Below are 14993 nucleotides of genomic sequence, written 5' to 3'. Positions count from 1 at the left end.
GTTGGGAACCACATAGTGGACGCAAGCAGAGTTTGTATGTTCTGTGTGGTGTAAGTTGTTGGCCTATTAGTACCGGTCAGCTTCACGAGTCGTTAGTCCTCGCTTCCACATCCGGCCTATCAACCCAGTGGTCTGGCTGGGGGCCTCTCACACCCGAGGGTGTATGGAAATCTCATCTTGAAGCGAGCTTCCCGCTTAGATGCTTTCAGCGGTTATCCCATCCGAACGTAGCTAATCAGCGGTGCACTTGGCAGTACAACTGACACACCAGAGGTTCGTCCGTCCCGGTCCTCTCGTACTAAGGACAGCCCTTCTCAAATTTCCTGCGCGCGCAGCGGATAGGGACCGAACTGTCTCACGACGTTCTAAACCCAGCTCGCGTACCGCTTTAATGGGCGAACAGCCCAACCCTTGGGACCTACTCCAGCCCCAGGATGCGACGAGCCGACATCGAGGTGCCAAACCATGCCGTCGATATGGACTCTTGGGCAAGATCAGCCTGTTATCCCCGAGGTACCTTTTATCCGTTGAGCGACGGCCATTCCACAATGTACCGCCGGATCACTAGTCCCGACTTTCGTCCCTGCTCGAGATGTCTCTCTCACAGTCAAGCTCCCTTGTGCACTTACACTCGACACCTGATTGCCAACCAGGCTGAGGGAACCTTTGGGCGCCTCCGTTACTTTTTAGGAGGCAACCGCCCCAGTTAAACTACCCATCAGGCACTGTCCCTGACCCGGATTACGGGCCGAAGTTAGATGTCCAAAGTGACCAGAGTGGTATTTCAACGATGACTCCACCCGAACTGGCGTCCGGGCTTCAACGTCTCCCACCTATCCTACACAAGCCACTCCGAACACCAATACCAAACTATAGTAAAGGTCTCGGGGTCTTTCCGTCCTGCTGCGCGTAACGAGCATCTTTACTCGTACTGCAATTTCGCCGAGTTTATGGTTGAGACAGCGGGGAAGTCGTTACTCCATTCGTGCAGGTCGGAACTTACCCGACAAGGAATTTCGCTACCTTAGGATGGTTATAGTTACCACCGCCGTTTACTGGGGCTTAAATTCTCAGCTTCGCCTTACGGCTAACCGGTCCTCTTAACCTTCCAGCACCGGGCAGGAGTCAGTCCGTATACATCGTCTTGCGACTTCGCACGGACCTGTGTTTTTAGTAAACAGTCGCTTCCCCCTGGTCTCTGCGGCCCCGATCCCCTCCCACCAGCAATGTGGTGTTCAAGGTTGGGGCCCCCCTTCTCCCGAAGTTACGGGGGCATTTTGCCGAGTTCCTTAACCATAATTCTCTCGATCGCCTTGGTATTCTCTACCTGATCACCTGTGTCGGTTTGGGGTACGGGCGGCTAAAACCTCGCGTCGATGCTTTTCTCGGCAGCATAGGATCACCAAATCCCCCCATACGGGGGTCCCATCAGATCTCAGGCCATATGAATGGCGGATTTGCCTACCATTCGCCCTACATCCTTAGACCGGGACAACCATCGCCCGGCTCGGCTACCTTCCTGCGTCACACCTGTTAATACGCTTGCCTCCCGGGATCAGGTCCTGCGCTCCACCAAAACCCTTCACCCACAAGGGGTGTCAGGCAGGTTTCGGGCAGTTAGTATCCCCCGCTCAGCATGGGCGGTTTTTCGCCGGTACGGGAATATCAACCCGTTGTCCATCGACTACGCCTGTCGGCCTCGCCTTAGGTCCCGACTTACCCAGGGCAGATTAGCTTGACCCTGGAACCCTTGATCATTCGGCGGACGGGTTTCTCACCCGTCTTTCGCTACTCATGCCTGCATTCTCACTCGTGTAGGCTCCACCACTGGTTTACACCGCAGCTTCACCGCCCACACGACGCTCCCCTACCCATCCACACTCCTGAACCACGAAGGCTAGGACAACATGTGAATGCCACAACTTCGGCGGTGTACTTGAGCCCCGCTACATTGTCGGCGCGGAATCACTTGACCAGTGAGCTATTACGCACTCTTTTAAGGGTGGCTGCTTCTAAGCCAACCTCCTGGTTGTCTGGGCAACTCCACATCCTTTCCCACTTAGCACACGCTTAGGGGCCTTAGTTGGTGGTCTGGGCTGTTTCCCTCTCGACTATGAAGCTTATCCCCCACAGTCTCACTGCTGCGCTCTCACTTACCGGCATTCGGAGTTTGGCTGACGTCAGTAACCTTGTAGGGCCCATTAGCCATCCAGTAGCTCTACCTCCAGCAAGAAACACGCAACGCTGCACCTAAATGCATTTCGGGGAGAACCAGCTATCACGAAGTTTGATTGGCCTTTCACCCCTACCCACAGCTCATCCCCTCCATTTTCAACTGAAGTGGGTTCGGTCCTCCACGACGTCTTACCGTCGCTTCAACCTGGCCATGGGTAGATCACTTCGCTTCGGGTCTAGATCACGCCACTCACACGCCCTATTCAGACTCGCTTTCGCTACGGCTGCCCCACACGGGTTAACCTCGCGACGTAACACTAACTCGCAGGCTCATTCTTCAAAAGGCACGCCGTCACCAGAATCAGACTGGCTCCGACGGATTGTAAGCACACGGTTTCAGGTACTGTTTCACTCCCCTCCCGGGGTACTTTTCACCTTTCCCTCACGGTACTGGTCCGCTATCGGTCATTAGGTAGTATTTAGGCTTATCAGGTGGTCCTGACAGATTCGCACGGGATTTCTCGGGCCCCGTACTACTTGGGATACTCTCACAGGCGGTACAAACACATTACGGTTACGGGACTAACACCCTCTCTGGCCGGCCTTTCAAAACCGTTCACCTATGCGCGCACATCACACCCCACCAGCCCGGCAGAACTGGTATGGAAAGTCCCACAACCCCGACCATGCAACGCCCGCCGGCTATCACACATGGAACGGTTTAGCCTGATCCGCGTTCGCTCGCCACTACTAACGGAATCACTATTGTTTTCTCTTCCTGCGGGTACTGAGATGTTTCACTTCCCCGCGTTCCCCCCACGCACCCTATGTGTTCAGGTACGGGTCACCAGGCAACTCACGCCCCTGGCGGGGTTTCCCCATTCGGACACCCTGGGATCACAGTCCGGTTATCGACTCCCCCAGGCTTATCGCAGATTCCTACGTCCTTCTTCGGCTCCTAATGCCAAGGCATCCACCGTGTGCTCTTAAAAACTTGACCACAAAGATCAAAAACATTTTCGAGAGAACCACAGAAACTGTCCCGCGCACCCAAAGGCACACGAACCAGATCCAGGTTCATAATCTTGGAAATTGCTTCTTATACAAGATGCTCGCGTCCACTATGTAGTTCTCAAACAACAACCCCACACCACACACCCCACACACAAACCCCCAAAAAAAGGAGTCAAACACGTGCAGGAACGTCATGGCAGGGAAACCAGAAACAAACAAACCCGGGAAAACTCCCCGGCCCTGTTGCCTCAGGACCCAACAGTGTGCCAAACACTAAACCACCCGGAAACCCCCCGGCCCACCGTTCCAGAACCACCAGGGTTCGTACTAAAGAAGACCAAAAGACCAGACAGCCGCTATTTGTTGATATTCCACCCTTGAGCACCCGCCACGGAACAGTCGTCCGTGCAACGGGCCTTTACTCCTGACAACACACCCACCACCAACATGCATTGGCGACGGATCATTGTAGGTGCTCCTTAGAAAGGAGGTGATCCAGCCGCACCTTCCGGTACGGCTACCTTGTTACGACTTAGTCCCAATCGCCAGTCCCACCTTCGACAGCTCCCTCCCACAAGGGGTTAGGCCACCGGCTTCGGGTGTTACCAACTTTCGTGACTTGACGGGCGGTGTGTACAAGGCCCGGGAACGTATTCACCGCAGCGTTGCTGATCTGCGATTACTAGCGACTCCGACTTCATGGGGTCGAGTTGCAGACCCCAATCCGAACTGAGACCGGCTTTTTGGGATTAGCTCCACCTCACAGTATCGCAACCCTTTGTACCGGCCATTGTAGCATGCGTGAAGCCCAAGACATAAGGGGCATGATGATTTGACGTCGTCCCCACCTTCCTCCGAGTTGACCCCGGCAGTCTCCCATGAGTCCCCGGCACTACCCGCTGGCAACATGGAACGAGGGTTGCGCTCGTTGCGGGACTTAACCCAACATCTCACGACACGAGCTGACGACAACCATGCACCACCTGTAAACCAACCCCAAAGGGGAAGGACTGTTTCCAGCCCGGTCTGGTTCATGTCAAGCCTTGGTAAGGTTCTTCGCGTTGCATCGAATTAATCCGCATGCTCCGCCGCTTGTGCGGGCCCCCGTCAATTCCTTTGAGTTTTAGCCTTGCGGCCGTACTCCCCAGGCGGGGCACTTAATGCGTTAGCTACGGCGCGGAAAACGTGGAATGTCCCCCACACCTAGTGCCCAACGTTTACGGCATGGACTACCAGGGTATCTAATCCTGTTCGCTCCCCATGCTTTCGCTCCTCAGCGTCAGTTAATGCCCAGAGACCTGCCTTCGCCATCGGTGTTCCTCCTGATATCTGCGCATTTCACCGCTACACCAGGAATTCCAGTCTCCCCTACATCACTCTAGTCTGCCCGTACCCACCGCAGATCCGGAGTTGAGCCCCGGACTTTCACGGCAGACGCGACAAACCGCCTACGAGCTCTTTACGCCCAATAATTCCGGATAACGCTTGCGCCCTACGTATTACCGCGGCTGCTGGCACGTAGTTAGCCGGCGCTTCTTCTGCAGGTACCGTCACTTACGCTTCTTCCCTACTGAAAGAGGTTTACAACCCGAAGGCCGTCATCCCTCACGCGGCGTCGCTGCATCAGGCTTTCGCCCATTGTGCAATATTCCCCACTGCTGCCTCCCGTAGGAGTCTGGGCCGTGTCTCAGTCCCAGTGTGGCCGGTCACCCTCTCAGGCCGGCTACCCGTCGTCGCCTTGGTAGGCCATTACCCCACCAACAAGCTGATAGGCCGCGAGTCCATCCAAAACCACAAAAGCTTTCCACCAACCACCATGCGATGATCAGTCATATCCGGTATTAGACCCAGTTTCCCAGGCTTATCCCAGAGTCAAGGGCAGGTTACTCACGTGTTACTCACCCGTTCGCCACTAATCCACCAGCAAGCTGGCATCATCGTTCGACTTGCATGTGTTAAGCACGCCGCCAGCGTTCATCCTGAGCCAGGATCAAACTCTCCGTTGAAAACAAACAGACACAACCACAACCACCGGAAATAACGGCGACCACGGCTGCACAAAATTTGAAACCAGCCAAAAACACCATGCACACCACGGGGTGGCGGCACAGCACAATCAACCAATCACATTACATAATCGGTATCAACAAACTTGGCACACTATTGAGTTCTCAAACAACAGACACATTCGAATATTCCCGGAAACAATTCAAAGAATTTCTATTCCGTATTTCTTCGCTGCGATGTTTTTATCTTATTTCATTCATATTCACTTTTGCAAATCCGGCTATTTTCCCGGAATCAGCTTGGCGAAATGAATCTGCCCAGCAAAATAAGAAGCAGCTTCTCGGGATCCGCGTATTCGCGGTAAGAATTGCTTCTCATTAGTTGGGGGTTTGTCACCACTCAGCGGCGGCGACTCAGAAAACAATACACGCCCCCCAGCGGCCGTGCAAATCGGCTGCCGAAGGGCGTGCATGCAGGACTCAGAGGTGCTAGGGAACCAGTACCTCAACAGTGGCCAGGTTCTTCTTACCCCTGCGCAGGAGCAGGTACTGGCCGTGCAGAAGTTCAGACTCCGAGATCACGGCCTCGGGATCGGACACCTTCTCGTTGTTCACGTAGGCGCCACCCTCCCCTACCGTTCGTCGAGCGGCAGATTTGCTTTCGGACAGACCGGACGCCACCAGCAGGTCCACAATCCCCATCTCATCCACCTGCACGGTGGTGGTGGGCAATTCGGAAGTGGCGGCCTGGAGGGTTGCCTTGTCCAGGGCAGCCAGGTCACCGTTTCCGAACAATGCCGCGGAAGCATTGATCACCTTTTCGGTGGCCTCCACGCCGTGCACCAGTGAGGTCACTTCGAAGGCGAGCTTCCGCTGTCCTTCACGGGCGAATGGACGTTCAGCCACTGAAACGGCAATTTCTTCGATTTCGGCGCGCGTCAGGAAGGTGAACACCTTGAGCCGGTCCACCACATCTGCGTCGGCGGTGTTGAGCCAGAACTGGTAGAAGGCGTACGGGCTGCACATGCCGGCGTCGAGCCAGATGGCGTTGCCCTCGCTCTTGCCAAACTTGGTTCCATCGGAGTTGGTGATAAGCGGGGTTCCAAGGGCGTGGACGCTCTTGCCCTCGACTTTGCGGATCAGTTCCGTACCGCTGGTGAGGTTGCCCCACTGGTCCGAGCCGCCGGTCTGCAGGACGCAGCCGTAATCGCGGTAGAGCTGCAGGTAGTCCATGCCCTGCAGGATCTGGTAGCTGAACTCGGTGTAGCTAATGCCCTCATCGGAGTTCAGCCGGGATGCCACGGCGTCCTTGCGCAGCATGGTGCCCACGCGGAAATGCTTTCCCACTTCACGCAGGAAGTCGATGGCGCTCAGCGGCGCCGTCCAATCCAGGTTGTTCACCATCCTGGCAGCGTTGTCTCCCTCGAAGCTGAGGAAGCGCTGCACCTGGGCCTGGAGGTAGCCAACCCACTCCGCCACCGTGTCCTTGGTGTTCAAGGTGCGTTCCGCCGTCGGACGCGGGTCACCGATCATGCCGGTGGAACCGCCCACCAGTCCCAGCGGCTTGTGGCCGGCCAACTGAAGCCGCCGCATGACCAGCAACTGGACCAGGTTGCCCAGGTGCAGGCTCGGCGCGGTGGGGTCGAAGCCGCAATAGTAGGTGACCGGCCCGTTGGCGAGGAGCTTTTCCAGCTCTGCTTCGTCAGTGGAGACATGGACCAGCCCACGCCACTTCAGTTCCTGCCAAATATTGGCGAAAGTGGGGTCATTGCGCTGCGGTTCGAGGTTGTTCAGTTCAGGCACGCTTCCTAAGTTAGCAGTAACGCCGAAGGCGCCGTCAGCCGGCAATCCCTGGCGGCACCGGTTCCGCTGCAATCAGCCGCAACCGTTGAGTGGCGCGGGTCATGGCCACGTAAAGGTCCCCCACCTTGCCGTGCTCGTGGTTGAGCATCATCGACGGTTCCAGGACCACTACGCCGTCGAACTCCAGGCCTTTCGCCTCACGGGGGCTGATGACCACGATGTCCTGCTCGTAGCTGCCGGCCCCACTGCCGATCCGGCGCCCGTACACGGCACGCAGTGCTGATGTGGCCTGGGGCAGCAGGTCACCATCGGCAATCACGGCCAGCAGGCCGCCGTCGAGCGCTTCAAGCTCCTCCGGAAGCACCTCGACGAGCCGGTCCACCACGGCACCGGGAGAGACTTCGTCGATGATGGGCTCCCAGCGGCCTTCCCGGACGGCCTTGGGGGCGGAAACAACAAGCCCGGCGGCGTTGGCCATCCGGACAGCTGCCTCGGCGATCTGCGACGGCGTACGGTAGTTGACGGTCAGCTCCTCCAGCTGCCAACGGTCCCCGAACATCGGCGCCAGTGCCCCCTGCCAGGAGTTGGCTCCCGCCACAGAGCTGGTCTGCGCGATGTCACCGACGATGGTGAAGGACTTCAGCGGGCAGCGGCGCACCAGCAGCCGCCACTGCATGGGCGACAGCTCCTGGGCCTCATCGACCACGATGTGCCCAAACGCCCAGGTGCGGTCGCTGGTTGCCCGCTCTGCGGCTGTCTGCCGGACATCCTGCTCCCGGTTCTGCTCGGCCAGCTCTTCGGCCGACATAAGCGGGTCCACCCCGGCGGCCTCCATGTTTACCAGGGTTTGCTTGGCGTTGGCCAGGTCCCGGGCACGGTCGTGCTCCTGCTGGGCCAGCCCGCGCCCGGCCGCCGGATCCAGCTCGCCGAGCAGTTCGGCGGCCTCGTCCAGCAGCGGCACGTCGGACTCGGTCCAGGGGGCATCAGCAGGCCGCTGCAGCAGGGCGCGCTCCGCCGGGGTCAGGTTGGGGGTGCAGAACTCCAGTATTTCCGGCTTGCTGAAGAGATCGGTAATCAGCTTCTCCGGCGTCATGGGCATCCAGCAGAGGTTCAGGGCGATCCGCACGTCCCGGGCAGTGCGGACGTCCTCCGCAAGGTAGGAGCGGTCCGCGTTGTTGCCGATGTTGCCGGCCTCGACGAGCTCGGTCATCTGCTCGGTCAGCTCGCGCAGCAGGATTTTCACAAACGTCACGCGTGCCTCGTTGTACGGCTTTCCGGTGGCGCGTGCACGTTCCCGGGCCCGGCGGACCTGGCGGGGCGTCAGCGTGAGCTTGCGTCCGTCCACTTCGAGGATCCGGTTCTGGGCAGGGACGCGCATGCGGTTGGAGACGGCGTTGGCCACGATGGCAGCCATGTCCAGGCGCCCCTTGATGGCGGCCACGGCCGCGTTTGCTTCGGGCACGGCGTTGATGCCGGGCATCAGGCGGCCGACGCTGGCCATGACCACGCCGGTCTCGCCGAGTGAGGGCAGCACCCGTTCGATGTATTTCATGAACGACGACGACGGGCCCACCAGCAGCACGCCTGCACTCTTGAGGCGGTCGCGGTGGGTGTAGAGCAGGTAGGCGGCGCGGTGCAGGGCCACGGCGGTCTTGCCCGTGCCCGGCCCGCCCTGGACCACCACGGCTCCGGAGATGGAGGAGCGGATGATGCGGTCCTGTTCGGACTGGATGGTGCTGACGATGTCCGACATGCGGCCTGTGCGCTTGGAGTTCAGCGCAGCCAGCAGGGCGCCTTCGCCCTGGAGGGACTCGGCGTCCGTGAGCATGGAGGCGTCCAGGACATCGTCTTCAATGGCCTTGACGTCGCGTCCCTGCAGGATCAGGTGCCGGCGGCGGCGCACGCCCTGCCGGTCAAAGGCTGTGGCCTGGTAGAAGTGCCCGGCCTCGGGGGCGCGCCAGTCCACCATCAGCCGCTGCAGGTCCTCGGTGGTGAGCCCGATGCGGCCGATGTACTGTGCTTCCCCGGAGTCCAGGTCCAGGCGGCCGAAGACCAGCCGGTCATCCACCGCGTCCAGCTGCGCCAGGCGGTCCTCATACAGCGCGGCGAACGCGTCACGTTCTGAAACGTTCTGCATGGTGCCCACGGCTCCGGCACGACGGACCTGCGCCAGCTGTCGGCGCTTTTCCTCCCGGAGTTCCTCCAGCCGGGCGTACAGGCCGGCAACATACTCCCGTTCGTGGGCCAATTCGGCATCGAGCATTAACGTTCCCCTATCGCGAAAGACAGACCGTCCATTCTACTACCATTTCGATTAACGCTTGTGAAACGTTGCGCCGGGCGGCGCATCTGCCATCCGCTTCCGGGCACGGGGCTGCGCCGCCTTGTATTTGGACACCGTGGGGTCGCCGGTGAGCCAGAACCGCCAGGCGTACTCGTCCGAACCTCCCGCTCCTGCCACGCCCACCCGCGGGCCGGAACTGACGGGACCGCTGGCGCCGGAGGGAAGCTCCAGGCCGAAAGGTGGAGCCAGCGCGTCCCGGCCGCTGTCCGCCGTCGTCAATCCCAGCGCCTTGGCGAGACGGGCAGGCCCGCTGGCCAGGTCCGCGGGACTTTTCGACGTCGGCCGGCGCCGCTGCGCCAGTTCCAGCCCGTCCACGATTTCGCCGGCCCGGAGCAGAAGGGCGGAGGCGACGCCGGCGGGACCGCAGACGATGTTGGTGCAGTGGTGCATCCCGTAGGTGAAGTAGACGTAGAGGTGCCCGGCGGGACCGAACATGGGGGCGTTGCGGGGTGTCGGGCCACGGTAGGTGTGCGAGCCGGGATCCGGGTGCAGGGAGTCCTCGGGTCCCATGTAGGCCTCCACCTCGGTGAGCCGGATGGAAACGGCGCCGTCGCGTGACTCATGGGTCAGCACGGCGCCCAGCAGCTGCGGGGCGAGCTCACGGGCGTCGGCGGACAGGAAGTTCCGCAACCCGTCCGCTCCCAAAGTGCTTTCGTTCATTACTTGACCTTACCCAGATGCTGCGGATTTGATCCTCGGTGAAGCCTGGCCTGGCGAAGTTTTGCCCCCTCCACGCCCATGTCCGATTTCCGCTAGTAGCAGCGAACCCGGGCTGGCAGGATGGAGGAATGGACTTCTGGCAGCGCTACCGGGCAATCGATGCCCGCGACCCCCGGTTCGACGGCCAGTTCTTCACCGCCGTCCGCAGCACGGGGATCTACTGCCGCCCCTCCTGCCCGGCCCGGACACCCAAGGCGGCGAATGTGACGTTCTACGAGACGTCCGCGGCGGCCCACGAGGCAGGCTACCGGGCGTGCAAGCGTTGCCTGCCTGAGGCTGTGCCGGGCACCCCGGCGTGGAACGTGCGGCAGGACGTGGCGGGCCGCGCCATGCGGCTGATCAACGACGGGGTGATCAACCGGGACGGGGTGGCAGGCCTTGCCGCCCGGCTGGGTTATTCGCCCCGGCAGCTCAACCGGATCCTGGGCCAGGAACTCGGTGCCGGCCCCCTGTCCCTGGCCCGCGCGGCGAGGGCCCAGACAGCCCGCACCCTGCTGGTGTCCACGTCCATGAAGCTCGCCGACGTGGCGTTTGCCGCCGGCTTCAGCAGCGTCAGGCAGTTCAATGAGACCATCGCCGAGGTGTTCGCCATGACGCCCACGGCCCTTCGTCAAACGTCCCGGCACCCTTCGCGTGACGGCGGCACGACGGCCCTGACCCTGGGCCTGCCCTACCGCCCGCCCTTCGACCCGGGTATCTTCTCCTTCCTTGCAGTCCGGGCCATTCCCGGAATCGAGGAAGGGACGGCCACCTCCTACGCCCGGACCCTGCGGCTCCCCCACGGCGACGCGCGCTTCCGCGTGGAGTACGACGGCGGCACCCGGGAGCGGCAGCTGACACTCACCGTCGGCGCGGTGGACCTGCGCGACCTTCCGGCGCTGCTCAGCCGCGTGCGCAGGCTGTTCGACCTCGACGCCGACCCGGAAGCCATGGATTCCGCCCTCGTCGCCGACCCCAGGCTCGCTGCCTCCGTCGGTGAGGCGCCGGGGATGCGGATGCCCGGCGCGCTGGATCCCCAGGAGCTGCTGGTCCGGGCCATGGTGGGCCAGCAGGTCACTGTGGCGGCGGCCCGTACCGCGTTGACCCAACTGTCCGCGGCCGGCAGTCCCTCCAGTGCTCCCGGCGAGGGCCTGGACCGCTTGTTTCCCACCCCGGCGGAGATCGCGGCGGGGAGTCATTTGCTCCGCGGTCCACGGCGCAGGATCGAATCGCTGGTGCAGGCCGCGGCCGCGATGGCTGAAGGACACCTCGAGTTCGGATACGGGGACGACCTGGCCGGCCTGCGCGCCAAACTGCTGCCCTTGCCCGGCGTGGGCCCATGGACCGTCGGATACGTGGCAATGCGGGTCCTGGGCGCACCGGACGTCTTCCTTGCCAACGACGCCGCGGTCCGGAACGGGATCCGCGCCCTCGATAATGGAGGCAAAGCCAATGGGGACAACACCGATGGGCACAGCGCCCTGAGCCCCGACTTCCGCGAGACCAGCCCGTGGCGTTCCTACGCCACCATGCACCTTTGGCGCGCTGCTGCCCGGCCCGCCCTGACAACCGCCGCTCCTGGGAAAGGGATGCCATGAAAGCCCAACTGCTGCAGCTGTCCACGCCGGACGGACCGTTCACCGTCCTTGCCCGGGACGGCGTGGTCCTTGCCTCGGGCTGGACGGCCGGCCTTGCTGAACTGACCGGGCAGGTCCATCCCGCCCTCCGCCCCGAGACCGTGGAAGAGGTGGCGGACCTCGGGGACATCTCTTCCGCCGTCGAGGCCTTCTACGACGGCGACCCCGCCCCTGCCATGGCCGTGCCAGTCCTTCAGCAGTCGGGCCCGTTCCGCGTCCACGCCTGGGAGGTCCTGCGCCAGGTCGAGCCGGGTTCGCCCGTCACGTATACCGAGTACGCCGCCTTGGCCGGTAACCCGGGCGCTGTCCGGGCCGCCGCCAGCGCCTGCGCCTTCAACGCCGCGGCGCTGTTCGTTCCCTGCCACCGGGTGATCCGGACGGACGGGTCGCTGGGTGGCTTCCGCTGGGGCCTGCGCGTCAAGGAGAGCCTGCTGGCCCGGGAAGCGGGCTAAGCGCTCTTCTCCCCCGAGCGCGAGATGGCATTTAACGGCAGTGTTGCGCCGCGGCATTGCCGTTAAGTGCCATCTCGCGGAGAGGCTGGGGGCTGGGACTGCTACTTCGGTTCCGGCATTGCCGACGGCCACGGCCGCAGGGTGGGAAGATCCGTACTGTCCCCGGCGGCAGTGGCACGGAGGCTGTCCAGGGACGGCTTCCGTCCGGCCAGCCAGGCGGCGATGTCGGTGACCATGCCGCTGACGACGACGGTGCTGCCGCCGGCTCCAAGGGCCAGCGGCGGCAGTGCCACGGGCTGCAGGACCAACCTGGTTTCGGCCGGCACGCGGGCGGCCAGGAAGTCGAACAGGTGGGAGCAGAACTCCCGGTTCCAGGTTTCCGGTCCCGTGCCGCTGTCCAGGTCCGCGGTGTGGATGACCAGTTCCCGCCAGAGCGCCAGCCCCGCGTCGAAGATCACTCCGTCGCGGAACGCGATGCGCGTCTGCCACTCATCCTCGCCGAGGGCGTCGAATGCGGCCAAGGCCCGCTGCAGCGCGGCGTCCACGTCCTGCCGGTGCTGCGCAAGGCTGTGCCCGGCGGCGAGCTCGATGGCCCGGTTGCGGCCTTCCACGCCGCCGTCGTAAAGCTCCACCTTTTCGCCGCGCCGACCGTATTCCACTTGCCGGGCCAAGGCTTCGCAAATGCCGGCGATGTGGGCCAGGAGGTGTCCGCGGCTCCAGCCGGGAAGGGTGGACGGAGCGCGTTCGCCGCCGTCGGGGATCCGGTCCAGTCCGGCTGTCAATGCCGTGGCGGCCTTGTGCAGTTCAGCCAGCAGACCGGCAGGAGAAGGAGAGGTCATGCGGCCAGCCTAGCGGAGCGGTCAGCCCAGCGGCTGTCCGTCTGCGCCGACACGGTGGCGGACGTGGTTGCCGTCGTTACTCGCCTGCCAGAACTCGATCTCGATGGGCTGCAGGGCGTAGAGCTGCCAGTGCGGGTTGTCGCTGCCATCGGCCCGCGGCCGCTCATGCCAATCGACGGCGGATGCTTCGGCGGAGAGTTCGGCCACGGCGCCAGCCACGCGGACCTGCCGCCCCAGGCCGGGCCAGTAGAAGTTCATCGCGGCCCTGGGCGACTCCGCCAGTTCCCGGCCCTTCCGCGAGGTGCGGGACGTGGCGAAGTGCCAGCCGTCGTCGTCAATGTTCTTGAGGATCAGCATGCGGGAGGACGGCTGGGGACCATCATCCGACCGCGCGTCCACCGTGGCGAGGCTGAAGGCGTGCGGCTGCTGCTCCCCCGCATCGAGCGCCTCGTCCAGCCACTGCTTGAAGAGCAGCGCCGGATCCTGCGGCGCGTTCTCCGGGACGAAAGACGGCAGGTCGGACGGAAAATCAGGAAGCGTGCGGAGGAACTTGGGCTCTTCACGGTTCGTGGTGAATGTTCTGCCGTGAAGGATGTTCATGCCGCTGTTCTGGCGGCACTGCGCAACAGGATACGCGTTTTGTAGTTGCGTGCGTTGGTGAATCCCCGGCCGGTCCTCTTTATGTGCTTGATCGCGGTGTTGTTGGCTTCCACTTTCGCGGTTGTCGCACCGGTGACGATGAGCACTTCGATCTCTTTCCACCAGCGGCAGACCGTCCGCCAGAGCCGGTTGGTTTCGGGCTGCGCGGCTTTGACAACCAGTGTCTGAAGCTGGTCTTTCGCGGCGGCCGCGTGGGCGAGGGACCCGGTGGTCAGCAGGGCGCGGAGCTGTTCCTTGACCAGCCACGCGGCCTGCAACTTCCCGGTGGCGTCGTCGGTGTCGAACACGGTGCTGAGCCTGTTCCGTGCCCGGTCCGAGAGTGTGTCCCCGGCCCGCAGGAGCAGTCGCCGATTTGCCCATACCGGGTCGATGGCGCGTCCCCGCCGGCCATGAACCTGCTGCGTGAGGCGCTGCCGGACTTCGGTGAGCATGTCGTTGCCAAGCTTGACCAGGTGAAATGCATCGACTGAGACAGCGGTGCGTGGCAGCCACATCCGCAGGGCTTTGCGGAAAGCGGCGGATGGGTCGATGGCAACGACCTGCACGCCCAGGCGCCATTCGAGCGGACGGGCGAAAAGCCAGTCCCCGACGCCCTCACTGTCGCGGCCGTCAACGATCCCTAGGACTTGTCCGGTGTCAAGATCGACGATGGTGGTCATCCATGGTTCGTAGCGTTTCCAGGCCTTGGTGGCCGGGTCGCGGAAGAACCGCACGGACCGGTAGCGATGTTCATCGATGCCGAGCATCCGCGGTGCAAGGGCGTCGACATCGGGCAGCGTCAGCGCCGCAGAGTCCAGGGCCCGCTGCACGAGCCACCATGAGACTCCGAAAGAAGCGGCGGCCTCGGCGGCTGCCCTGCCGGATCCGATGACGGCGGCAACCAGGGCCTCACGGAGCCGATGGGTGGACCGTGCCCGGCGCGGGACCTGGGTTGTTTCCTCGGTGAATGTCTGGCGCGGGCACAGGTACTCATCGCAGAAGAATCTCCGCTTGGCCCAGACCACTTCGACCGGCCCGGCGACGGGGATGTCACGCAGGCGTTGTGGCCGGCGGGAATGAACGCGGGTGCTGATGACGCCGCAGGATGGGCAGCCGGCCTCGGCGGTGGCCACGACTTGGATCCGGCGCTGCCCGAAAGCGAGGATCTCAGTATCGGTGACGCGGTAGTCGGGCAGGTTGAAAATTGCGGTGGCAGCATCGGGGCGCGGCGAAGTAGGCTCGATCAAGGCTCGTAGCTCCTGACTTGATGAATGCGTAGAGAACATCCATCACAGCAGGGCTACGAGCCCTTCAGCTTTCAAGACACGAACCTGTTTCACCATCAACCACGAAGAGCCCCGTAACGCCCAACGCCCGCTCACTTC

The 14993-nt window shown here is 62.5% G+C and carries 8 protein-coding genes and 2 rRNA genes; 2 read left to right on the top strand and 8 right to left on the bottom strand.

Annotated features, from left to right (window positions below; genetic code table 11):
* Positions 1-45 precede the first annotated feature (45 nt).
* The 5 genes from LFT49_RS08230 to LFT49_RS08210 all read right to left on the bottom strand — a co-directional run bounded on the left by LFT49_RS08230 (position 46) and on the right by LFT49_RS08210 (position 10002).
* Positions 46-3175 (bottom strand): 23S ribosomal RNA (locus LFT49_RS08230).
* Positions 3176-3672: 497 nt separating this feature from the next.
* Positions 3673-5195, bottom strand: a 16S ribosomal RNA gene (locus LFT49_RS08225).
* Together the 16S and 23S rRNA genes form the textbook arrangement of a ribosomal RNA operon.
* A 489-nt stretch (positions 5196-5684) precedes the next feature.
* Positions 5685-6998, bottom strand: a complete 1314-nt coding sequence (gene tyrS, locus LFT49_RS08220; protein ID WP_236801973.1) for a tyrosine--tRNA ligase — start codon at positions 6996-6998, stop codon at positions 5685-5687.
* Positions 6999-7032: 34 nt separating this feature from the next.
* The gene (locus LFT49_RS08215; RefSeq protein ID WP_236801972.1) at positions 7033-9261 is read right to left on the bottom strand and encodes a HelD family protein; all 2229 of its coding nucleotides are present in this window, start codon (positions 9259-9261) and stop codon (positions 7033-7035) included.
* 51 nt (positions 9262-9312) lie between these two features.
* Complete coding sequence (locus LFT49_RS08210; protein WP_236821759.1) at positions 9313-10002, bottom strand: DNA-3-methyladenine glycosylase; 690 nt, start codon at positions 10000-10002, stop codon at positions 9313-9315.
* A gap of 128 nt (positions 10003-10130) precedes the next feature.
* Here LFT49_RS08210 and LFT49_RS08205 point away from each other — a divergent pair, with 128 nt between their 5' ends.
* Positions 10131-11639 carry an AlkA N-terminal domain-containing protein gene (locus LFT49_RS08205; protein WP_236801970.1) on the top strand — a complete coding sequence of 503 codons (1509 nt, stop codon included), beginning with the start codon at positions 10131-10133 and terminating at the stop codon, positions 11637-11639.
* A complete protein-coding gene (locus tag LFT49_RS08200; protein ID WP_237430223.1) occupies positions 11636-12130 on the top strand; it encodes a methylated-DNA--[protein]-cysteine S-methyltransferase in 495 nt (164 codons plus the stop codon). Before LFT49_RS08205 ends, LFT49_RS08200 begins: the two co-directional genes overlap by 4 nt.
* Positions 12131-12231: 101 nt before the next feature.
* Here the strand turns inward: LFT49_RS08200 and LFT49_RS08195 are convergent, their stop codons facing one another.
* Genes LFT49_RS08195 through LFT49_RS08185 form a run of 3 tightly spaced genes read right to left on the bottom strand, consistent with a single transcriptional unit; the run spans position 12232 to position 14855 of the window.
* The gene (locus LFT49_RS08195; RefSeq protein ID WP_236801968.1) at positions 12232-12969 is read right to left on the bottom strand and encodes a maleylpyruvate isomerase family mycothiol-dependent enzyme; all 738 of its coding nucleotides are present in this window, start codon (positions 12967-12969) and stop codon (positions 12232-12234) included.
* Positions 12970-12990: 21 nt separating this feature from the next.
* Complete coding sequence (locus LFT49_RS08190) at positions 12991-13569, bottom strand: pyridoxine/pyridoxamine 5'-phosphate oxidase (RefSeq protein WP_237430222.1); 579 nt, start codon at positions 13567-13569, stop codon at positions 12991-12993.
* Positions 13566-14855: an ISL3 family transposase gene (locus tag LFT49_RS08185; RefSeq protein WP_237428630.1), complete on the bottom strand. Its 1290-nt coding sequence runs from the start codon at positions 14853-14855 to the stop codon at positions 13566-13568. Before LFT49_RS08185 ends, LFT49_RS08190 begins: the two co-directional genes overlap by 4 nt.
* Between the last annotated feature and the right edge of the window lie 138 nt (positions 14856-14993).

It is taken from the genome of Arthrobacter sp. FW306-06-A (assembly GCF_021870055.1).
Classification (GTDB): domain Bacteria; phylum Actinomycetota; class Actinomycetes; order Actinomycetales; family Micrococcaceae; genus Arthrobacter.
Note: the sequence above shows the minus strand (reverse complement) of the source record. Positions and strands in the feature narration are given on the sequence as shown.

Excerpts from the sequence above, each read along its gene's own strand:
- LFT49_RS08190 (WP_237430222.1), bottom strand. The coding sequence starts at position 13,569 with ATGAACATCCTTCACGGCAGAACATTCACCACGAACCGTGAAGAGCCC.
- LFT49_RS08215 (WP_236801972.1), bottom strand. The coding sequence starts at position 9,261 with ATGCTCGATGCCGAATTGGCCCACGAACGGGAGTATGTTGCCGGCCTG.
- LFT49_RS08200 (WP_237430223.1), top strand. The coding sequence starts at position 11,636 with ATGAAAGCCCAACTGCTGCAGCTGTCCACGCCGGACGGACCGTTCACC.
- LFT49_RS08195 (WP_236801968.1), bottom strand. The coding sequence starts at position 12,969 with ATGACCTCTCCTTCTCCTGCCGGTCTGCTGGCTGAACTGCACAAGGCC.
- LFT49_RS08210 (WP_236821759.1), bottom strand. The coding sequence starts at position 10,002 with ATGAACGAAAGCACTTTGGGAGCGGACGGGTTGCGGAACTTCCTGTCC.
- LFT49_RS08205 (WP_236801970.1), top strand. The coding sequence starts at position 10,131 with ATGGACTTCTGGCAGCGCTACCGGGCAATCGATGCCCGCGACCCCCGG.